Genomic DNA, 15,894 nt, shown 5'->3' with positions numbered 1-15,894 from the left:
GGTGCAGACGTGGGCGGCTTACAAGTTCGCAACAACCTGTAGCGCGAGGCTGAACTAGACTCGGGCGGCTCAATTGTGAGCATCGCCCGGAGTGCGCCATGGAAGTGCCAAACAATAAAAACGCCGTCGAGAGCAATCGTCAGGCGTGGAATGATTCCGCCCGTCATCACCAGGATTCCCCCGACTGGCAGGCCTTGCTGACCGAAGTCACGCAGGCTGACTTTTCCTGCCTCGACGACACCCTTCGCGGTTTGCTCGAGCAGGTCGGTGTCGATGGCAAAGACGTCGTGCAGCTGTGTTGCAACAACGGCCGCGAAAGCCTGTCACTGTTCGCCCTCGGCGCGCGGAGCGTGGTCGGCATCGATCAATCGAGCGCGTTTCTCGAACAGGCCCGCGAACTGAACAAGCGTTCGCCGCACAATGCCGAATTCGTCGAAGCCGATATTCATCATTTGCCCGAATCGCTGCGCGCCCGTTTCGACGTCGCGCTGATCACCATCGGCGTCTTTGGCTGGATGCCCGATATCGGCGAATTCTTCCGCCACGTCGCCTCGACCCTGAAACCGGGCGGACGGCTGGTGATCTACGAAACCCACCCGTTCCTGGAAATGGTCGACCCCGAGGCCGAAGACCCGTTTCGCCTCGCCACCTCGTATTTCCGCGAAGAACCGTTCGTGCTGGAAAAACCGATCGTCTACGTCGGCAAGGTCGAACAGCCGGCGGCGAAGTCCTACTGGTTCGTGCACAACCTCGGCGCGATCTTCACCGCCGCCATCGAGGCCGGCCTGAACATCACGCACTTCAAGGAATACCCGCACTCGAACCGGGAAGAAGTGTATGACCAGTACCAGAACCGCGAGGCGCAGATGCCGATGTGTTTTACGTGGGTGGGGGTGAAGCGCTGAAGCGCGAATGGAGCATTACGAAGGCGGCCGAATGGCCGCCTTCGTTGTTTCAAGCCTGCGCAGCCGCCGTCACCACCGGCCGTCCCGGTTTGCGCAGCGGGTCCAGGCGTGAGCCTTCGTAGCGGGTTTCGCGGAAGAAGCGCCATTTGCCGAACAGGCAATAGACGTGCATGACGCGGCCCTGTTCGTGATAGCCCATGCGGATGTGCAGTTTCAGCGCCGGGATGTTGTGGGTTTCGCAGACGTCCACCACTTTGTTGCAACCCTGGGCGGCCATGGCTTCCCAGAGGGCGACCTGGACGTCCACCGACAGGCTGCTGCCGAAGTAGGCGCGGGTCATTTCGCCGCCGAATTCGAAGAACTCGCCGGGTTTGACCGGGAAGGTGCAGCCGTAATAGTGACGGTCGTGGTAGTCGCGAATGCTGCCCCAGATAAATCCGACCGCGTGGCCGTCGGCGTCGAGGTACATGTGCCCGGTGTGGCCCTCGTTGGCCAGCTCGGCCATGGTCTCCACGCGGTCACCGAAGTGCTTGGCGAACGCGCCGGCATTCTCGGCGGTGATGTCGACTTTGCGCAGGCCGTCGTAGGGGCGCAGCTTGTGCGGCGGTACCGGGCTGACCAGGTCGCGCTCCATCCACAACAGCTCCCAATGGAAGAACACGTAGCGTTTCCACAACGTGCCGAAGGTGCGGCCCAGGCCTTTTTGCTTGATACGTTCGCGCAGCTTTTCAATGACGCTCATGATGCCCTCCGTGGCCGAAGCCCGGGTGTTGTGGATGACGCTTTTGTGGGTATAGATCACCCCTGCAAGTCCATGTCAAAGCGCCAGCTTTGAATGTATTGCAAGTTGTGTAACGTTTCAGAGTGCCGCGGCACCGCGTAGAAAATCCTTGTTCAGATCGGCATAGGAAACCCGGGGAACGCCCGCCAGCCGCTGCTCTAGCACGCGGCTCAGGGACTCTCCGGGTTGCAGATAGGCGTCACCGAAATCCGCACCGAGCTGGTTCGGATGGGCGACGATTTCCAGCACGCCGTCGGTCGGCGCAGCAGCGTTGCGCAGGTCCACCGGCGTGCAGACGTAATCCGCCGTGGCCCCGGCCAGACCTTGCAACCGACGGTTGAGCAAACCCTTGAACACGCGTTTGGGCAGGCTGAGGTTTTGCCCCAGGTTGCGCGCCAGGCGCACCGGCACACCTTGATGGGCAGCGAAGCGCGCGACGATCTCGCCGATCGGCCAGATGTTGTGCACGTGCTGATGCGAATCGAGGTGGCTGGGACGCACGCCGTGATCGACGCAGCGCTGCCACTGCGCCTGCAACTCTTCCTGCACCGCTTCGCGATCTTCCCGGCCCAGCCACAGGCTGTGGCGAGGCAGGTTGAGGTCGAACACGCCGTGGCTGTCGCAGAAGGTGCGACGCTTGAGAATGGCCCGGCTCAGGGGCCGGCCGTAGGTCAGGTTGAAGTGCAGGCCGATCCGGCCTTCCAGCAGCGGCAGCCGGGCCATGGCGCAGGCCGCTTCGAACGCCGGCATGTTGGCCATGGCGGTGGCGGAACTGATGACCCCGGCCTGGAACGCACCGAGGATCACCGCGTTTTCGTTCGGACTGAGGCCGAAATCGTCAGCGTTGACTATGACTTGGCGAGGCATGTTCGCCCTCCTTGGTGGGGTTGATCACAGGTGTCGCAATGACTGCCGCTTTGGCCGCCGCACGCTTCGCCCGCCATTGTTGCAACGCAGGCTTGAGCCGGTGCCAGACGCGCAATCCCAGCCCCAGCAACAGGCCGCTCGGGCGCCACGAGTAGAAGCTCCAGCGCCAGTGTTCCAGTTGCCCGGTCATGCGTTCGTGCAGTTGATGGCTGGAGTTTTCCAGACTGACCCGCGAGGCATCGATCCAGTGCCAGTTGTCGTCCAGCCCCCAGCGAATCCATTCCTCCAGCAGCACCCGGCCGCTGCCCAGATCGGCGTATTGCGGCAGGAAAGCGAGGTTGTAATCGTAGAGCCGGCCCTGCTCGAACAGGCCGAGTCGATAGCTGATGCAACGCCCGTCCAGTTCCAGCATCACGACGCGCACACGGTCCGAAGCGGCGAGGGCGGTGAAGGCGTTTTCCATGCAGCGGCGGCTGCGCTCGCTGGCAAAGATCCCGACGCCTTCGTCGCCTTTCCAGCTCACTGCTTCGACTTCACTGATGGCCTGCAACAATGGGCCCATGCTGGTCGCGTCGGGAATGATCCGCCGGACCTCGGCGCCGCACGCGGCAATCCGCTTGCGCGCCCGGCGCAGTTTGTAGCGTGGGTCGCCCGAGACTTCCTGGCGGTCAGCGTCGCTGATCAGGTGCACCGGCACCCGACAGCTCAAGCGACGTTCGCCGGTGGAGCTGTGGGCCATCCATTCGGTGAGCACGCTTTCGTCGCCGACCGGTTCGGCGATTTCGTTGAGTTGCAGCAGGGCGTGGGGCACTCGCTGGCGAATCAGCCGCAGGGCCTGGCGCATGTCGTTGGCGTTCAGCAGTGATAGCAACGCCAGGCGATCGGCCAGCGGATAACCGAGGTGATGCACGACCCGAAACGGCAAACCGAAAAACCGTTCACGGCTCGCCACCAGTGGCAGGCACAGGCGCAATTCGTCTGCTTCCCAACCCAGCAATACGTGCAGCCGCTCGTGCGCATCGAGCGCCTGCTCTGCCGCACACAGCCAGTCGAGGCTGTTGAACGGCGTGTGATCCGTCACCCGCAGGCGCAGCGCTTCATAGGCCGCCGCCGGGAAGTCAGGTGCGCACAGCGAGGTGCGCCATTCGAATTGCGCCATAGGCTCAGGTCGCCGTTGCTGTGACAGGTGGACGGGAAGGTTTGCGCAGCGCGTCCAGACGCGAGCCGCTGTAGCGGGTTTCGCGGTAGAAGCGCCAGCGACCGAACAACTCATACACATTCATGATCCGGCCCTGTTCGGTATAGCCCATGCGCAGGTGCAGCTTGAGCGCCGGGATGTTGTGGAACTCGCAGACGTCCACGACCTTGTCGCAGCCCTGGGCGGCCATGGCTTTCCACAGTTCCAGTTGCAGATCCACCGACAGCTCGGTGCCCCAGTACGAGCGGGTCAGCTCGCCGCCGAACTCGAAGAACTCGCCGGGTTTCACCGGGAACATGCAGCCGTAGTAGTGGCGGTCGAAGTAGTCCTGGGCACTGCCCCAGATGAACGCCACCGCATGACCCTGATCGTCCAGGTGCATGTGCCCGGTGTGATTTTCCCGGGCCAGTTCGGCCATGGTGCCGACGCGGTCGCCGAAGTGACGGGCGAAGGCGCTGGTGTTGTCCGGGGTGATCTTCACCACCCGCAGTGGCGGGTAGGGTTTGAGGCTGTGAGGTGGCACCGGACTGACCAGATCGCGCTCCATCCACAGCAGTTCCTGATGAGAAAAGACGTAGTGCTTCCACACCTTGGCCGCGGTGGCCCGCAGGCCTTTGTGTTTGATGTGATCGCTGACTTTTTGCAGAACATTCATGGTCGTTGCTCCTGATGACGAGTCATCGCGCGGCCAGAGGCCAGCGCGGCCGGACATCAACAGGGCGGTCATGAGGCGCTCCAGCTCAGGGCAAACAGGGTTTGTCCCGGCAGCTCGAAGCGCACGCGACCGTCCTGACAGCGGAAAGGTGCGTCGCGGCTGCGGTTGTCGGCGCCGAAGTAGCGCAGCGCGCCGTTGTTCAATGGGCATTTGGCGCCCGCCAGATCGACACGCTGCAAACGCGTGCCCTTGTTCACGCCGAGCAGCCCGCGCTGATCGTCGCCGGCCATTGCCAGCACATCGACTTCGAACGCATCGTTCTCCAGCCACAGCACGTTGTGCAGCCAGTGCTGCTGGATGAACTGCTGGGCCAGGCCCACCGGTTTCAACTCGAAGCGGTCATCGCCCAGCACTCGCAACATGCCTTTGGGGTACTGCGGCTCATCGGCGGCCTGGAACCAGTTGAGCATCGTCAGCAAACCGTCCTGGGAGGCGTTGATCACCACCGAGGCCCACCACAGCGAAGTGAAATGTGTTTCCTGATCGTAGGGGCTCAGGCTCGAGCCGCTGGACAGGTTGGTCTGGTCCAGCAGCAAGGCCTTGCGCGGCTGGCCCTTGGCATCGAGGCCGACCAGATCGGCAGCGCGGCGCACACTGTCGCGGTACACGCGAGTGGCGAGCAGGTCGCGAATCATCCATTCGTGCCAGGCCAGCGCATCGGCCTGATCGGCGGACTCACTCAGCAGGCGCCGGGCCCAGTCGATGCCACGCTTGTTGGCTGCGTTGTCGGCGAACGGGCCGTTGACCAATCGCGAACTGGCCGGCATCGCAATGCGCACGCCGGCCTTGGCATTCGCCGGATCGCTGCGCACCTGCCGGGCCATACTGGTGAAGATCGAACGGTATTGCTCGTAGCTCGAATAATTCAGGTTGGGCTCGTCGGCGAACCCGATGTAGTGCGTGCCGTTGCCGCCCAGCGCACGGGTGCCGGCGAGCCAGGCGTCGAGGCCGCTGTTGCTTTGCACGTCGGCGCGCAGATCGGCCTGACGCTGGCTGCCGGCGAGCAAGGTGATGTCCTGACGAATGCCGAAACGGTCCTGATAGACCTGGCGGAAGGCGTCTTCGAAGTGCGGCTTCTTCGCCATCACGTCGACGAAACTGTAGTAACTGGCGGCCGTTGGTTTCAGCGCATCGAGCACCGGATGACTGGCGGGCGGCGGCATCACATAGGGCAGGGCAATGCCCAGATCCGGGGTGCGACCGAGGACTTTGTCGTGCAGGGTCAGGCGCGTCTGGCCATCGTTTTCGCGCAGCGGTTTGAGCTGTTGCGGGTTCTGTGCGAACAGGTTGGCCGTGCCGTCGAGCCAGAACGCCGCTTTGCCGCTGCCTTGCAGACGCAGGCGCCAGACCTGCTCGCGCTCGCTGACCGGCAACGCCACCTGATCGAACTGCCAATAGGCGCGATAGGGTTTCAGCGCCAAGGTCAGGGGCTGCCCGTCACCGACCCGCTGCGCTTGCAGGGCGCCGACCCCGCCGTGAAACTTGCCCGCCAATATCGCGTGCTCACCCGCGGCGACCTTGAAATACAGTTCATCGCCGTTACGGGTTTCCGCGCTGAAATGCACCTTGGCCGGGGCGAACAGGGCGACGGTGTTTTCGTCGTGTTCGACCCGGTAACTGCGGAAGCTGTAGCCGGGGATTTCCAGCTGATAACTCGCGGCGCCCGGCGCCAACGGCCAGCTCTGGCTGCCCCGGGTTTCACTGGCCTTGATGAAGCGCTCGCCCTGCAATTGGCCCCGGCCGTCGAGCAGGAAAATGTGCTCTTCGTTGGCCTCCGCCTGCCATGCCGGTGCCCAGCGCACGGTCACCGTGTCGGGGCGATCCGCTTGCAGGTACAGGCTGCCGTCGCGAATGTCGCCCCAGCGCATCGACGCCGCGAAGGCGTCCAGCGACAGGCCGAGACCGAACAGCAGGGCCAGGCTTTTCATGCTGCTTTGCGACGCTGCAACATCAGCCACATCGGCGTGAGGTCGCTGGGCAGAATGATCAGGGTTTGCCAGAACGCCACGCCGCTCAGCCGGCAGTACAACACCAGCATCGCCACGGTCACCGCCAGATAGGCAATCGACGACGCCGCCGCCGCGCCGACGATGCCGTAGGCCGGAATCAGCAGCAGATTCAGCGCAAGATTGAGCAGCGCGCCGATTCCCATCAGCAGCGACACCGTGCCGGGGCGGTTCTTGCCGATCAGATCCAGGCGCAGGATGCTCGCGTAGCACAGGCCCAGCAGCCCCGGCAGCAAGGCCAGCAGCGCCGGATACGCCGGTTGGTAGGCGACGCCGAACAGGGTGACGATCAGCCATTCGCCGATCACGGCCATGGTCAGGCAGGCGCCGAGCATCACCGTGGCGGTCAGGCGCAGGGCCAGCGGGGTGACCTTGTCCATGCCTTCGTCCTGTTGCAGCAGGCGTTTCATCAGCGGCGTGGTCACCGCTTCCGGGACGATCAGCAGCAACTCGGCGGCGGCGCTGGCCATCGCGTAATGCCCCAGAGCGGTGCTGCCGAGCAGGGCGCCAATGAACAGGTAATCGGAACGCAGGATCACCTGCTGGAACAGCAGATCCGGGTGGCTGCGCGCACTGAAGCGCAGCAGTTCGTTCTGGCTGGCGCGATCCCATTGCAGCTGCAACGGCTGCGCGCGTTTGAGCCACAACCAGCCGACCAGCACCACCAGGCTGATGCCGGCCAGCCAACTGATCAACGCGGCTTCGAGGGCCGCTTCTTTCCACATCCAGAACAGTGCGAGAAACAGCAGCAGCGGCGCCAGGGATTCCACCAGCCGCAAGGCATTGAACGCGACCACCCCGCCGGACGCATTGTGCAGGGTCAGCAGACCGCTTTTGAGCACGGTCAACGGCACCGCCAGCAGCAACAGCCACGCCAGCAGACCGAGTTGCATCGTCACGTCCAGTTCACTGCCGAACTCGCGCACCAGCGACACCACCAGCAAGGTCAACAGACCTGCGAGCAGACAGCCGAACACCAGCACCTGAGCCAACAGCAACCCCATCGGCCGTTGCTTGGCCGCCTGATAACCGACCGCCGAATTCAGGCCGCCGCTGGTGGCGGCGCTGATCAGGTCCGGCAGGGTGCTGAGCAGGGCGAACAGCCCGCGCTCACTGGGCCCGAGAATTCGCGCCAGCAACACATTCCTCAGCAGGCGCAGGGCGATCATCGCCAGTTTGGTGCCCATGCTCAGCGCCAGGTGTTTGAGGTAGTTGCCTCGGCTCATGGCCGCGCTCCACGATAGATCCGCCACGAGAGCAGTTCCGGATTGCGCGCGGTGCGCTGACTGACACCGAATCGCGGCAGGTTCAGCGGATCGCCCGTGCCGCGATAGAGGCCGGTGCCAGTGCCGAGGGCGAACGGGTAATCGTGATTGGCAACCTGTTCGCGCACACGCTCATCGTTGTCTCCGTTGGGATAGCAATACACCGGCAACGGCCGGTTGCAGCCATTGTTCAGGGCGTCGCGGCTGCGGCTGATTTCTTCGCCCAGGCGCACATCATTCAGGCCAGTGAGGATTGAGTGGCTGGCGCCATGGGGGCCAAAACGTACCAGCCCCGACGCTTCCATTGCCCGCACCTGATGCCAGTCCAGCGCTTGCGGCAACGATTCCTGCGGACATTCGTCGGTCAGGCGTTCGAGTATCTGCGGATCGAGTTCCTTCAGCCCTTGCAGGTAATGCAACAGCGCCAGACTGCGGCGATCCACATCGATGTCGTCCAGCAGTACCGGCAATGGGTGGTGGATCGAATGCAGGTATTCGATCAAATGCATGCGCGGTTTTTCGCCATGGCTACCCCATAGGGTTTCGCCGATGCTTTCCCACCAGAAACGCTGACGGCTGCCGATGAAATCGGTGGAGAGAAAAATGCTCGCCGGCACCTGATGTTTCTGCAGCAGCGGGAAGGCGTTGGCGGCGTTGTCGCGCCAGCCGTCGTCGAAGGTCAGCGCCACTTGCGGACGCTCGGTGCGCAGGGCGTTGGGCTGAAGGATTTCCATCAGCGGCACGCAATCGAAATGCTTGCGCAGCCACACCAGCAAGTGTTCGAAGGCCTTGGGCCCGACGCACAGTTCATTGCGGTGCGGCAGGTCGGCGGCGCGATCGTTGGACAACACACGGTGCAACATCAGAATCACGCCAGCGCCGTGCAACTGGTTACGTCCTACGGACGAGTTGAGATAGAGCCAGCCGCTGGTGCGTTTAATCAGTTGTTTGATCGCCATGGCTCTGTCCCTCTCAACGGTTTTGGTCAGGGTTCCACTGGGCGTAACGCTGGCCGCGCAGAAACTGCCACAGGCCGATGCTCATGCCCGCCAGTGTCACCAGCAGGAATGCCGCAAGGCGGAACGGTTTGGGCAAGCGGTGCTGCGAATCCAACAGGCCGGCAATGGCGATGGCGTAGCCGAGCAGTTGCGCGATCAGGCAGAGGCGATAGAAACCGTGTTCTTCCCACAGCCAGAAATTGCTCAGCAGCAGCGGCAGCAACAGGATCGGCGCCAGGCGGCGGATCAGCTTGTGGCTGATCAACGCAATCGAATACAGCCCATGCTTGAACGGATTGAGCAGTTCGCTGCGTTGCGCCAGGCTTTGCAGCCCGCCGACGGTGACCCGCTGGCGACGGCGAAATTGCTTGTCCGCTTCGTCCACGCCGTGGTCGATCACTTGCGCTTCGGGCACGTAGACGATGCGTTTGAATTTCACCGGGGCGCAGGTGCTGATGAAGAAATCGTCGTTGACCTCGGCCGGCACGTTCTCGAACAGTTCGCGGCGCAGGGCGAGCAGGGCGCCGTCGGCGGAGACCATGCAGCCGGTGCGGTTCTCGACCCGACGCAACCAGCCCTCGTAGTGCCGATACAGGCTGTCGCCGATGCTCAAACCGCCACCGGTGACCGGAATCACCATGTGCCCGGCGCAGGCGCCGACCTGCGGATCGCTCAGCGGCGCCAGCAGGTAGCCGAGGGTTTCCCGCGACCATTGGTTGTCGGCGTCGGTGAACACCAGAATGTCGCCCGTGGCCAAAGCCGCGCCGGCGTTCAACGTGGCGGCCTTGCCCTGGCGGGGCAGGTCGAGCACGGTGATGCGCGGGTCGACGACCTTGTGCGCGCAGGCCACGGTGTCGTCGGTGGAACCGTCGCTGGCCAAAATGATTTGCAGGGTCGCCGGCTGATAATCCTGGGACAGCAGCGAGCGCAGCTTGTGTTCGATGTGCCGCGCTTCGTTGTGGGCGGCGATGACGATGCTGATGTTCAGCGGCGGTGCCGGGCTGTGGCGCCAGGCCGGGAACAGCGGCGCGAGCAGCGTCAGCAGCAGCGGGTAGCCGACATAGGCGTACACCGGCAGCAGCAGGCACATCCAGAAAATGAATTCAGCCACGGGCAGGCCTCCTGGCGTTCCAATGACACAGACTGAGAATGAACGCGGCGCCCGCCAAATGCAGGCGCACCCAGTGCAGGCCCCACAGTTGCAGGGTGAAACCGAGGTCATGTTGCCGGCGGCTCTGGCGCACGCTGAGTACCAGCCCCGGCACCAGCGTCAGCATCACCATGATCGCTGCGTGATGGGGAAAACCGTCGAGCAGGGCGGAAATCGCCAGAAAATCGAGAATCCAGACAACGATCGACAGCATCGGAAACCGCAGCAGCCGCAAGCTGAAACCGTGGGTGCGCAGCAATTGCAGGTGACTGCCCTGACGCCACAGCTCCTTGCCCATCCATTCGCGCCAATTCATTTCGTAGCCCCAGTGCAGAGCCACGCTTTCGTTGACCGCGAGCAAGCGCGCGCCCTGTTCACTCAGGCGCAGGGTGAATTCCTTGTCCTCGCCGGTGCGCAGGGTTTCGTTAAAGCCGCCAACCTTGTCGAACCAGCGCCGGCGCAGCAGCAAGTTGGCGCTGGGCAGCCAGTCGACGACATGGGCGGCGTGGTTCGTCGGACGCAAGGTGCGGCGCTGCCACGCGTTGGCGTACCACGGCGCGGCGGCGGGGGTGTGCAGGTCCAGACCGAAGACATCGGCCTGGCCTTCGGCTTCGAGGGCGAACAGTTGGGTGAGCCAGTCTTCGGGCATTTCGATGTCGGCGTCGATGAACGCCAACCATTCCCCGGTGGCGATCGCCGTACCGCGATTGCGCAGGGCGCCGATCAGCAGGCCCGGCATCACCAGCACCTGGGCGCCGAACTGCCGGGCGATCTGCGGGCCGTCGTCGCTGGAGCCGTTGTCGACCACGATCAGCTCGCATTCGACATTTGCCGCGTGGGCGGCTTTCTGTGCGGCCAGCAGGGTGCGGCCAATGTGCCGGGCCTCGTTGAACATCGGGATGACAATGCTGATCCGGCTCATGCCCTGGCCTCCGTCGTGGGTGCCTGCTCGGCTTTGAGGCGCAGGACGCTGGTCAGCGCGAGCATGATCCACAGGTATTTCTGGTTCGGTGCGCTGAGGAACATCAGGAACAGCGTCAGCGACAGGAAACTCACCCCGAGGTGGGTCATCAGATCCGCCTGTTGCCAGTTGCGCCGCAGCATCCATTCCTTACGCGCGCGCATCAGGTTGTACAGGCCCAGCGCGAGCATGCCGACGAACATCAAACCAGCGGGAACCCCCAGTTCGCTGAAAATTTCCAGGTAAGTGTTGTGCGCCCGGCGGTACAGGTCGCCGATCTTGCGGTTGGCGGAAAACGCCTTGGCATAGCCGGTGGTAGCGTAGTGCAGCGGAAAGGTGCCGGGGCCGGAACCGAGCAGCGGGTTTTCGCGGATCATCTGGCTGCCGACCACGATGTACGAGGCGCGACGGCCGAGGGATTCGTCGTTGTGCCCCTTGGCGCCGGCGCTCAACACGCTGAGGGACTGGATACGGGCGATGTAGCCGGCAGGCATCGCGTAGATCGCCAGCGGAATCACGATCGCCGCGCCGAGCATGGCAAAGCCGAGGTGACGCGGGCGAATCCGCGCCAGTTGCGCGCGGTAGTGCCAGCAACCGATCACCAGACTCAAGGCCAGCACCACCAGCCCGGAGCGCGATTCGGTCTTGGTCATGCCGCCGAGCAACAGCAGGCAGCAACCGCCCCAGAACAAGCGATGCAACAGGTTCGGGCTGCGGATCACCAGCAGCAGCCCCAGCGGAATGGCGAAGGCGATCAGCAGGGCGAAGGCGTTGGGGTCTTCGAGCAGGCCGGCGGCGCGGCCCTGATCCTGGAATTTGGTGGAGAACATGGCCATGGCGCAGGTCGTGCTGACAGCCAGGGTCACCAGCCGGGCGAACAGGTCGAGGTTCAGCTCGCGGCCGATCAGCAGGGTGATGACAAACAGAATCAGGCCGACGCTGATTTCCCGCAGGTGACCGAGCGACATGCCCATGTCATCGGTATTGAGCAGGCTCAGAAAGTACAGGGTCATGAAGGCGATCAGAAAGCGCCAGATATTGCTGCGCAGGCGATCCGAGGGAATCTGGTGCATCGCCAGTTGCAGCATCAGGATCACCGCCAGCGACGCGCCGATCAGTTTGCTGCCCGACAGTGAGCTGTCCTTGAAGAAACCCTCGAACGGCACCAGCGCAGCAATGCCGAGCAGGCCCCAGGTCGGTTTGCGGTACAACACCGCGAACCCCACCAGACCGAGCACTGCGCCCGGCGCGAGGTAGGGCCAGGGACTGGCCAGCAGAGCGATGCAGACCAGACCCAGCAGACTGACGATCGAGAGCGGGAAAATCATGCGCGTGCCTCCCGTGCCGTGCGGATGTACAGCTGCGACCAGCGTTCGGCCAGGGCCTTGAGGTCGTAGCGGTCCTGTTGCGTGCGTTTTGCGTTGTCGCGCAGTTGCCGCGCGAGGCCAGGCTCGGACAGCAACGTGTCGAGCTGGCGGGCGAGGGCGGCGCTGTCGGTGGGGGCGGCGAGCAAGCCGTTGTGGCGGTTCTCCAGTACATCGGGAATCCCGCCGACGCCGAATGCCACCACCGGCACCCCGGCCTGCATCGCTTCCAGCAGAATCATCGGCGTGCCTTCGGTGCGCGAGCTGATCACCAGCGCATCGAGTTGCTGCCACCAGTGCCGCATGTCGGTCTGATAACCCGGCAAGCGGATGCGCTGCTGCAAGCCGGCGGCGTCGATCCGTGCCTGCAAGTCTTCGCGTTCCGGGCCGTCGCCGAGCATCACCGCGTCGAGTTGCGGGTGCTGGTGACACAGCGGGATCAGCGCGTCGAGAAACAGATCCGGACCTTTCTCACTGCTCAAACGCCCGACGTAACCGGCGAGCCAGCGTTGCCGGGGCGCATCGGAAAGCAACGCGGCGGCGGCCGGCAATCCGTTGGGGATCACCTGCAACTTCTCCGCACGTACGCTGGCCTGGCGGTGCAACACCGCAATGCTTTCGGCGACGCACACCACCCGATCCACCGACGCCGTGCGGCACAGTTGCAGGCTCAGCCAGGTGTAGAACTTCTGCTTGCGGCTGCGCGGAGTGAAGCCGTGTTGAGTGATCACCAGCGGCAGGCGCAACAGCGTGGCGCCGACCCAGCCAAACAACAGGCCTTTGAAATTGTGGGTGTTGATCAATGGCCGTTCGCCGCGCCGCTGACGCAAGTGCCGCAGCAGGGCAGCGAGCCCTGCGCAGCCTTGTGCATCGACGCCGGCTTCGCGAAAGCGCGCGATCAGTTCCGGCGGCGCATCGAGGAACAGCACCTGGTGCTGCCCCAGCGTCGCCAGGCAATGATCGAGCAACATCCGCTCGGCCCCGTAGAACCCGCCGCTGCTGAGCAAATGCATGATCGGCAGCGCGGCGTTCTGGGTAGAGGGCGTGCTCAATTGCGCACCCAGTGCAGGAAGCTCGGTACGGTCCAGTTCTTGTGCGGATTGCTCGGTTGCGCGTTCTGGTCGTTGATCACCAGCAGCACCGGCAGGCCCAGCTCGTGGCTGATTTGCGCCGGGTGTTTGAAACGGTGATCGAAGAACTCACGCACATAGACCAGTGCAATCGCCAGCAACAGACCGGTGAACAGCCCGAACGGAATGATCAGCATCGGTTTGGGGAACGCCGCTTCGGTCGGCTCGAACGGCGGGCTCAAGACCCGGGCGTTGGACAGGTCATCACTCAGCGAGCGGGTGGTGCTGCTTTCGGCGAAACGCTGGGCGTAGGTCGAGAACGCGGCGTGCAGGGCGTCGATCTCGGTGTCCATCTGCCGCAGCTTGCTCTGGGTCTGCTGCAACTCATGGATGCGCGCCTTGAAATCGGCGATGCGCGCGGTTTTCTGATCGATCACCTGCTGGACCACCGCCAGATCGTTGGTACGCTCCTGGATGCGGTTGCTCACCACCTTGAGGAACTGCTGACGGGTACGGGCAATCTGCTCGCGGGTCAGCAACATCGGTTCGCTGCCGGGCTGGAACACCGCCAGATCGTTCATGTAACGGCTGACCTGTGTGGTCAGTTGCTCGCCCATCTGTTTGATTTCCCGGTCTTCGAACGCCACGTTGTCGACGGTGGTGGTGAAGGTGTAGGGGAAGGTGTAGTCGTTGAGTTTGTTGTTACTGGCGGCGGCCAGCGCGGTCTTCAGGTATTCGAGCCAGCGCTGGCTTTGCAGCAGGCGGTCGCGATACAGGTTCAGCGCCTGTTCTTCGGTGTTGATCGCGTTCAGGCGGAAGGTGATTTCTTCCTTCGGATCCGACGCGCCGACACTTTCCAGCAGCGCCTGGCGATTGCCTTCCAGCCCATCGAGGCGCACCTGATACAGGTGCTTCTTGGTTTCGTAGAACGATTGCGGCAGGTCGATCGATTGCAGTGCCTGACGGCTCACCAGATAGTTCTGCAACAAGGCAGAGACGAAGGTCGTGCCTTGGTGCGGATCGGGGAAGCTGTAGATGATCGAGATCACGTTGGAGCCGGGCAGGGTCTCGATTTTCAGGCTGTCCATGGCTTGCTGGGTCAGTGCATCGAGCGCGGTGTCGCGCACCGGATCGGTCTCAAGCCCGAGGGTGTTGCGCACCGGGTTGATCACGTACTGGCGCAGCGGCGAGCTGATGTAGCGCTTGAACGGCTCGCTCACCAGTTTGCTGAACAGGCCGGGCGACGGGGTGTATTCGCCCTTGTCGCGCAGTTCGCTGATGGTCTGACGGATCAGCGCCGGCGAGCGCAGGATATTGCTCTCGGTTTCCATGTCCGCCAGCGATGGCGGGATGAAGGTGGCGTTGTCCACGGTGAGCGACGTGGTGGCGTCGCCCTGTGAAAGTTTTTTCGACTGCACGATCACCTGAGCGGTGATATCGAAGCTCTGTTTGAGCAGCAGCGGCAACACCAGCGCGATCACTGCAAAGACCAGGAAGACCCGTTTCACCAGTTGTTTGTTGGCGAAGAAGATCCTGAAGAACTCATGCAGGTAGTTTTCCTTTGGATTCATGGTCGGTCACCTGAGAGTCAGTTGTTGTTGCTGTCTTTGTTGTCGACGCGGTAGCCGAAGCTGAAGCCCACGCCCTGGAACAGCACCACGTCGGCCAGTTGCCGGGCGAGTTCGCCGGCGCTGGCCAGTTTGGTTTTCGGCACGTACAGCATGTCGTCCGGTTGCAGGTAGGCGATTTGCGGCGCCTCGCCCGACAACGCTTTCTCGACGTCGTAACGCACGGCCTGCACCTGATTGCCGTTGCGCCGCATGATCACCACCGAATCGAGCCGCGCCTTGACGTTGGTGCCGCGCGCCAGGGTCAGCGCCTCAAGCACCGACACCGGCCGGCGGATCGGGTAGGAACCCGGCTGGCCGACTTCGCCGAGCACGTAGATCTCGTTGCCGGCGGTGGACTTGAGCAGCACGTCCACGGTCATCCGGCCCGGCAGTTGCGCGTACTTCTTGTTGAGGAAGGTTTCGAGCTGGTTGACGGTCATGCCCTGCAGCGGCACCGCGCCGATTTCCGGGAAGCTCGCGTAACCGTCGGTGCCGACGGTGATCTCGCGGCTCATGCCGGTGGCCGGGTGGTTGAGGGCGTTTTTCAGGTTCTGCTCGTTGGTCAGCGGGCTGATGATTTGCACCGTCAACTGATTGCGGTTGGGCTGGAACAGTTGTTTGCGCTGGTAGGCGCGCTGGATTTCCTGGCGCGCTTCTTCGCTGGTCAGCCCGGCGATTTTCACCGAGGTGTTGGCGCCCGGCAGTTCGATGGTGCCGTCCGGCAGCACCAACTGGTTGCCGTTGAGCTGGCTGGCGGCGGTGAAGTTCAGGCCGATCTGGTCACCCGACTGCACGCGGTAAGCGTCCGAGCCGCTGGTGCTGATGTGGAAGATCACGTCCAGCACATCCTGCGGACGCAGGGTCTGCTCGATCTTCGGCATGTCGGTGGCCTGGGCGTTGGCCGGGGTGGCGGTGAGAATGTTCACCGGCATGTTCTGTGTTTCGGAAGTGCTCGAGCAACCTGCAAGCGGCAGCATCAGCAGAACCAGTATCTTGGCGTTCAT

At 63.3% G+C, this 15,894-nt stretch carries 14 protein-coding genes; 1 reads left to right on the top strand and 13 read right to left on the bottom strand.

The window, feature by feature from the left end:
• Nucleotides 1-98: 98 nt before the first annotated feature.
• A complete protein-coding gene (locus AC1RT4_RS19675) occupies nt 99-905 on the top strand; it encodes a class I SAM-dependent methyltransferase (protein WP_493087219.1) in 807 nt (268 codons plus the stop codon).
• 49 nt (nt 906-954) lie between these two features.
• Here AC1RT4_RS19675 and AC1RT4_RS19670 read toward each other — a convergent pair whose 3' ends face one another.
• From AC1RT4_RS19670 to AC1RT4_RS19610, 13 genes are all read right to left on the bottom strand, one after another.
• Complete coding sequence (locus AC1RT4_RS19670) at nt 955-1,647, bottom strand: GNAT family N-acetyltransferase (RefSeq protein WP_179695632.1); 693 nt, start codon at nt 1,645-1,647, stop codon at nt 955-957.
• A 117-nt stretch (nt 1,648-1,764) separates the two neighbouring features.
• On the bottom strand, nt 1,765-2,553 hold the full coding sequence (locus AC1RT4_RS19665) for a ChbG/HpnK family deacetylase (protein WP_493087215.1): 789 nt from the start codon (nt 2,551-2,553) through the stop codon (nt 1,765-1,767).
• The gene (locus AC1RT4_RS19660; RefSeq protein ID WP_493087213.1) at nt 2,525-3,712 is read right to left on the bottom strand and encodes a GNAT family N-acetyltransferase; all 1,188 of its coding nucleotides are present in this window, start codon (nt 3,710-3,712) and stop codon (nt 2,525-2,527) included. The genes AC1RT4_RS19665 and AC1RT4_RS19660 overlap by 29 nt, the downstream gene beginning before the upstream one ends.
• A gap of 4 nt (nt 3,713-3,716) precedes the next feature.
• On the bottom strand, nt 3,717-4,406 hold the full coding sequence (locus tag AC1RT4_RS19655; RefSeq protein ID WP_493087211.1) for a GNAT family N-acetyltransferase: 690 nt from the start codon (nt 4,404-4,406) through the stop codon (nt 3,717-3,719).
• 68 nt (nt 4,407-4,474) lie between these two features.
• A complete protein-coding gene (locus AC1RT4_RS19650; protein WP_493087209.1) occupies nt 4,475-6,394 on the bottom strand; it encodes a hypothetical protein in 1,920 nt (639 codons plus the stop codon).
• Nucleotides 6,391-7,698, bottom strand: a complete 1,308-nt coding sequence (locus tag AC1RT4_RS19645) for a lipopolysaccharide biosynthesis protein (RefSeq protein WP_493087207.1) — start codon at nt 7,696-7,698, stop codon at nt 6,391-6,393. Before AC1RT4_RS19645 ends, AC1RT4_RS19650 begins: the two co-directional genes overlap by 4 nt.
• A complete protein-coding gene (locus AC1RT4_RS19640) occupies nt 7,695-8,696 on the bottom strand; it encodes a polysaccharide deacetylase family protein (RefSeq protein ID WP_493087205.1) in 1,002 nt (333 codons plus the stop codon). Before AC1RT4_RS19640 ends, AC1RT4_RS19645 begins: the two co-directional genes overlap by 4 nt.
• Before the next feature lie 13 nt (nt 8,697-8,709).
• A complete protein-coding gene (locus tag AC1RT4_RS19635; RefSeq protein ID WP_493087203.1) occupies nt 8,710-9,846 on the bottom strand; it encodes a glycosyltransferase in 1,137 nt (378 codons plus the stop codon).
• Nucleotides 9,839-10,807: a glycosyltransferase gene (locus AC1RT4_RS19630; RefSeq protein ID WP_493087201.1), complete on the bottom strand. Its 969-nt coding sequence runs from the start codon at nt 10,805-10,807 to the stop codon at nt 9,839-9,841. Before AC1RT4_RS19630 ends, AC1RT4_RS19635 begins: the two co-directional genes overlap by 8 nt.
• On the bottom strand, nt 10,804-12,174 hold the full coding sequence (locus AC1RT4_RS19625) for an O-antigen ligase family protein (protein ID WP_493087199.1): 1,371 nt from the start codon (nt 12,172-12,174) through the stop codon (nt 10,804-10,806). The genes AC1RT4_RS19630 and AC1RT4_RS19625 overlap by 4 nt, the downstream gene beginning before the upstream one ends.
• Nucleotides 12,171-13,223, bottom strand: coding sequence for a glycosyltransferase family 4 protein (locus AC1RT4_RS19620; RefSeq protein WP_493087386.1), 1,053 nt, complete (start codon nt 13,221-13,223; stop codon nt 12,171-12,173). The genes AC1RT4_RS19625 and AC1RT4_RS19620 overlap by 4 nt, the downstream gene beginning before the upstream one ends.
• 35 nt (nt 13,224-13,258) lie before the next feature.
• On the bottom strand, nt 13,259-14,851 hold the full coding sequence (locus AC1RT4_RS19615) for a GumC family protein (RefSeq protein WP_493087197.1): 1,593 nt from the start codon (nt 14,849-14,851) through the stop codon (nt 13,259-13,261).
• A 17-nt stretch (nt 14,852-14,868) separates the two neighbouring features.
• Entirely contained in the window at nt 14,869-15,894 is a 1,026-nt protein-coding gene (locus AC1RT4_RS19610) for a polysaccharide biosynthesis/export family protein (RefSeq protein ID WP_493087195.1), read from the bottom strand.

This window comes from Pseudomonas sp. GW821-FHT11D10 (assembly GCF_058808435.1).
The sequence above is the reverse complement of the archived record's forward strand: the minus strand, read 5'-3'. Positions and strand labels throughout refer to the sequence as shown.

Excerpts from the sequence above, each read along its gene's own strand:
- AC1RT4_RS19640 (WP_493087205.1), bottom strand. The coding sequence starts at position 8,696 with ATGGCGATCAAACAACTGATTAAACGCACCAGCGGCTGGCTCTATCTC.
- AC1RT4_RS19660 (WP_493087213.1), bottom strand. The coding sequence starts at position 3,712 with ATGGCGCAATTCGAATGGCGCACCTCGCTGTGCGCACCTGACTTCCCG.
- AC1RT4_RS19675 (WP_493087219.1), top strand. The coding sequence starts at position 99 with ATGGAAGTGCCAAACAATAAAAACGCCGTCGAGAGCAATCGTCAGGCG.
- AC1RT4_RS19620 (WP_493087386.1), bottom strand. The coding sequence starts at position 13,223 with ATGCATTTGCTCAGCAGCGGCGGGTTCTACGGGGCCGAGCGGATGTTG.
- AC1RT4_RS19610 (WP_493087195.1), bottom strand. The coding sequence starts at position 15,894 with ATGAACGCCAAGATACTGGTTCTGCTGATGCTGCCGCTTGCAGGTTGC.
- AC1RT4_RS19615 (WP_493087197.1), bottom strand. The coding sequence starts at position 14,851 with ATGAATCCAAAGGAAAACTACCTGCATGAGTTCTTCAGGATCTTCTTC.
- AC1RT4_RS19655 (WP_493087211.1), bottom strand. The coding sequence starts at position 4,406 with ATGAATGTTCTGCAAAAAGTCAGCGATCACATCAAACACAAAGGCCTG.
- AC1RT4_RS19630 (WP_493087201.1), bottom strand. The coding sequence starts at position 10,807 with ATGAGCCGGATCAGCATTGTCATCCCGATGTTCAACGAGGCCCGGCAC.
- AC1RT4_RS19645 (WP_493087207.1), bottom strand. The coding sequence starts at position 7,698 with ATGAGCCGAGGCAACTACCTCAAACACCTGGCGCTGAGCATGGGCACC.
- AC1RT4_RS19625 (WP_493087199.1), bottom strand. The coding sequence starts at position 12,174 with ATGATTTTCCCGCTCTCGATCGTCAGTCTGCTGGGTCTGGTCTGCATC.
- AC1RT4_RS19665 (WP_493087215.1), bottom strand. The coding sequence starts at position 2,553 with ATGCCTCGCCAAGTCATAGTCAACGCTGACGATTTCGGCCTCAGTCCG.
- AC1RT4_RS19650 (WP_493087209.1), bottom strand. The coding sequence starts at position 6,394 with ATGAAAAGCCTGGCCCTGCTGTTCGGTCTCGGCCTGTCGCTGGACGCC.
- AC1RT4_RS19670 (WP_179695632.1), bottom strand. The coding sequence starts at position 1,647 with ATGAGCGTCATTGAAAAGCTGCGCGAACGTATCAAGCAAAAAGGCCTG.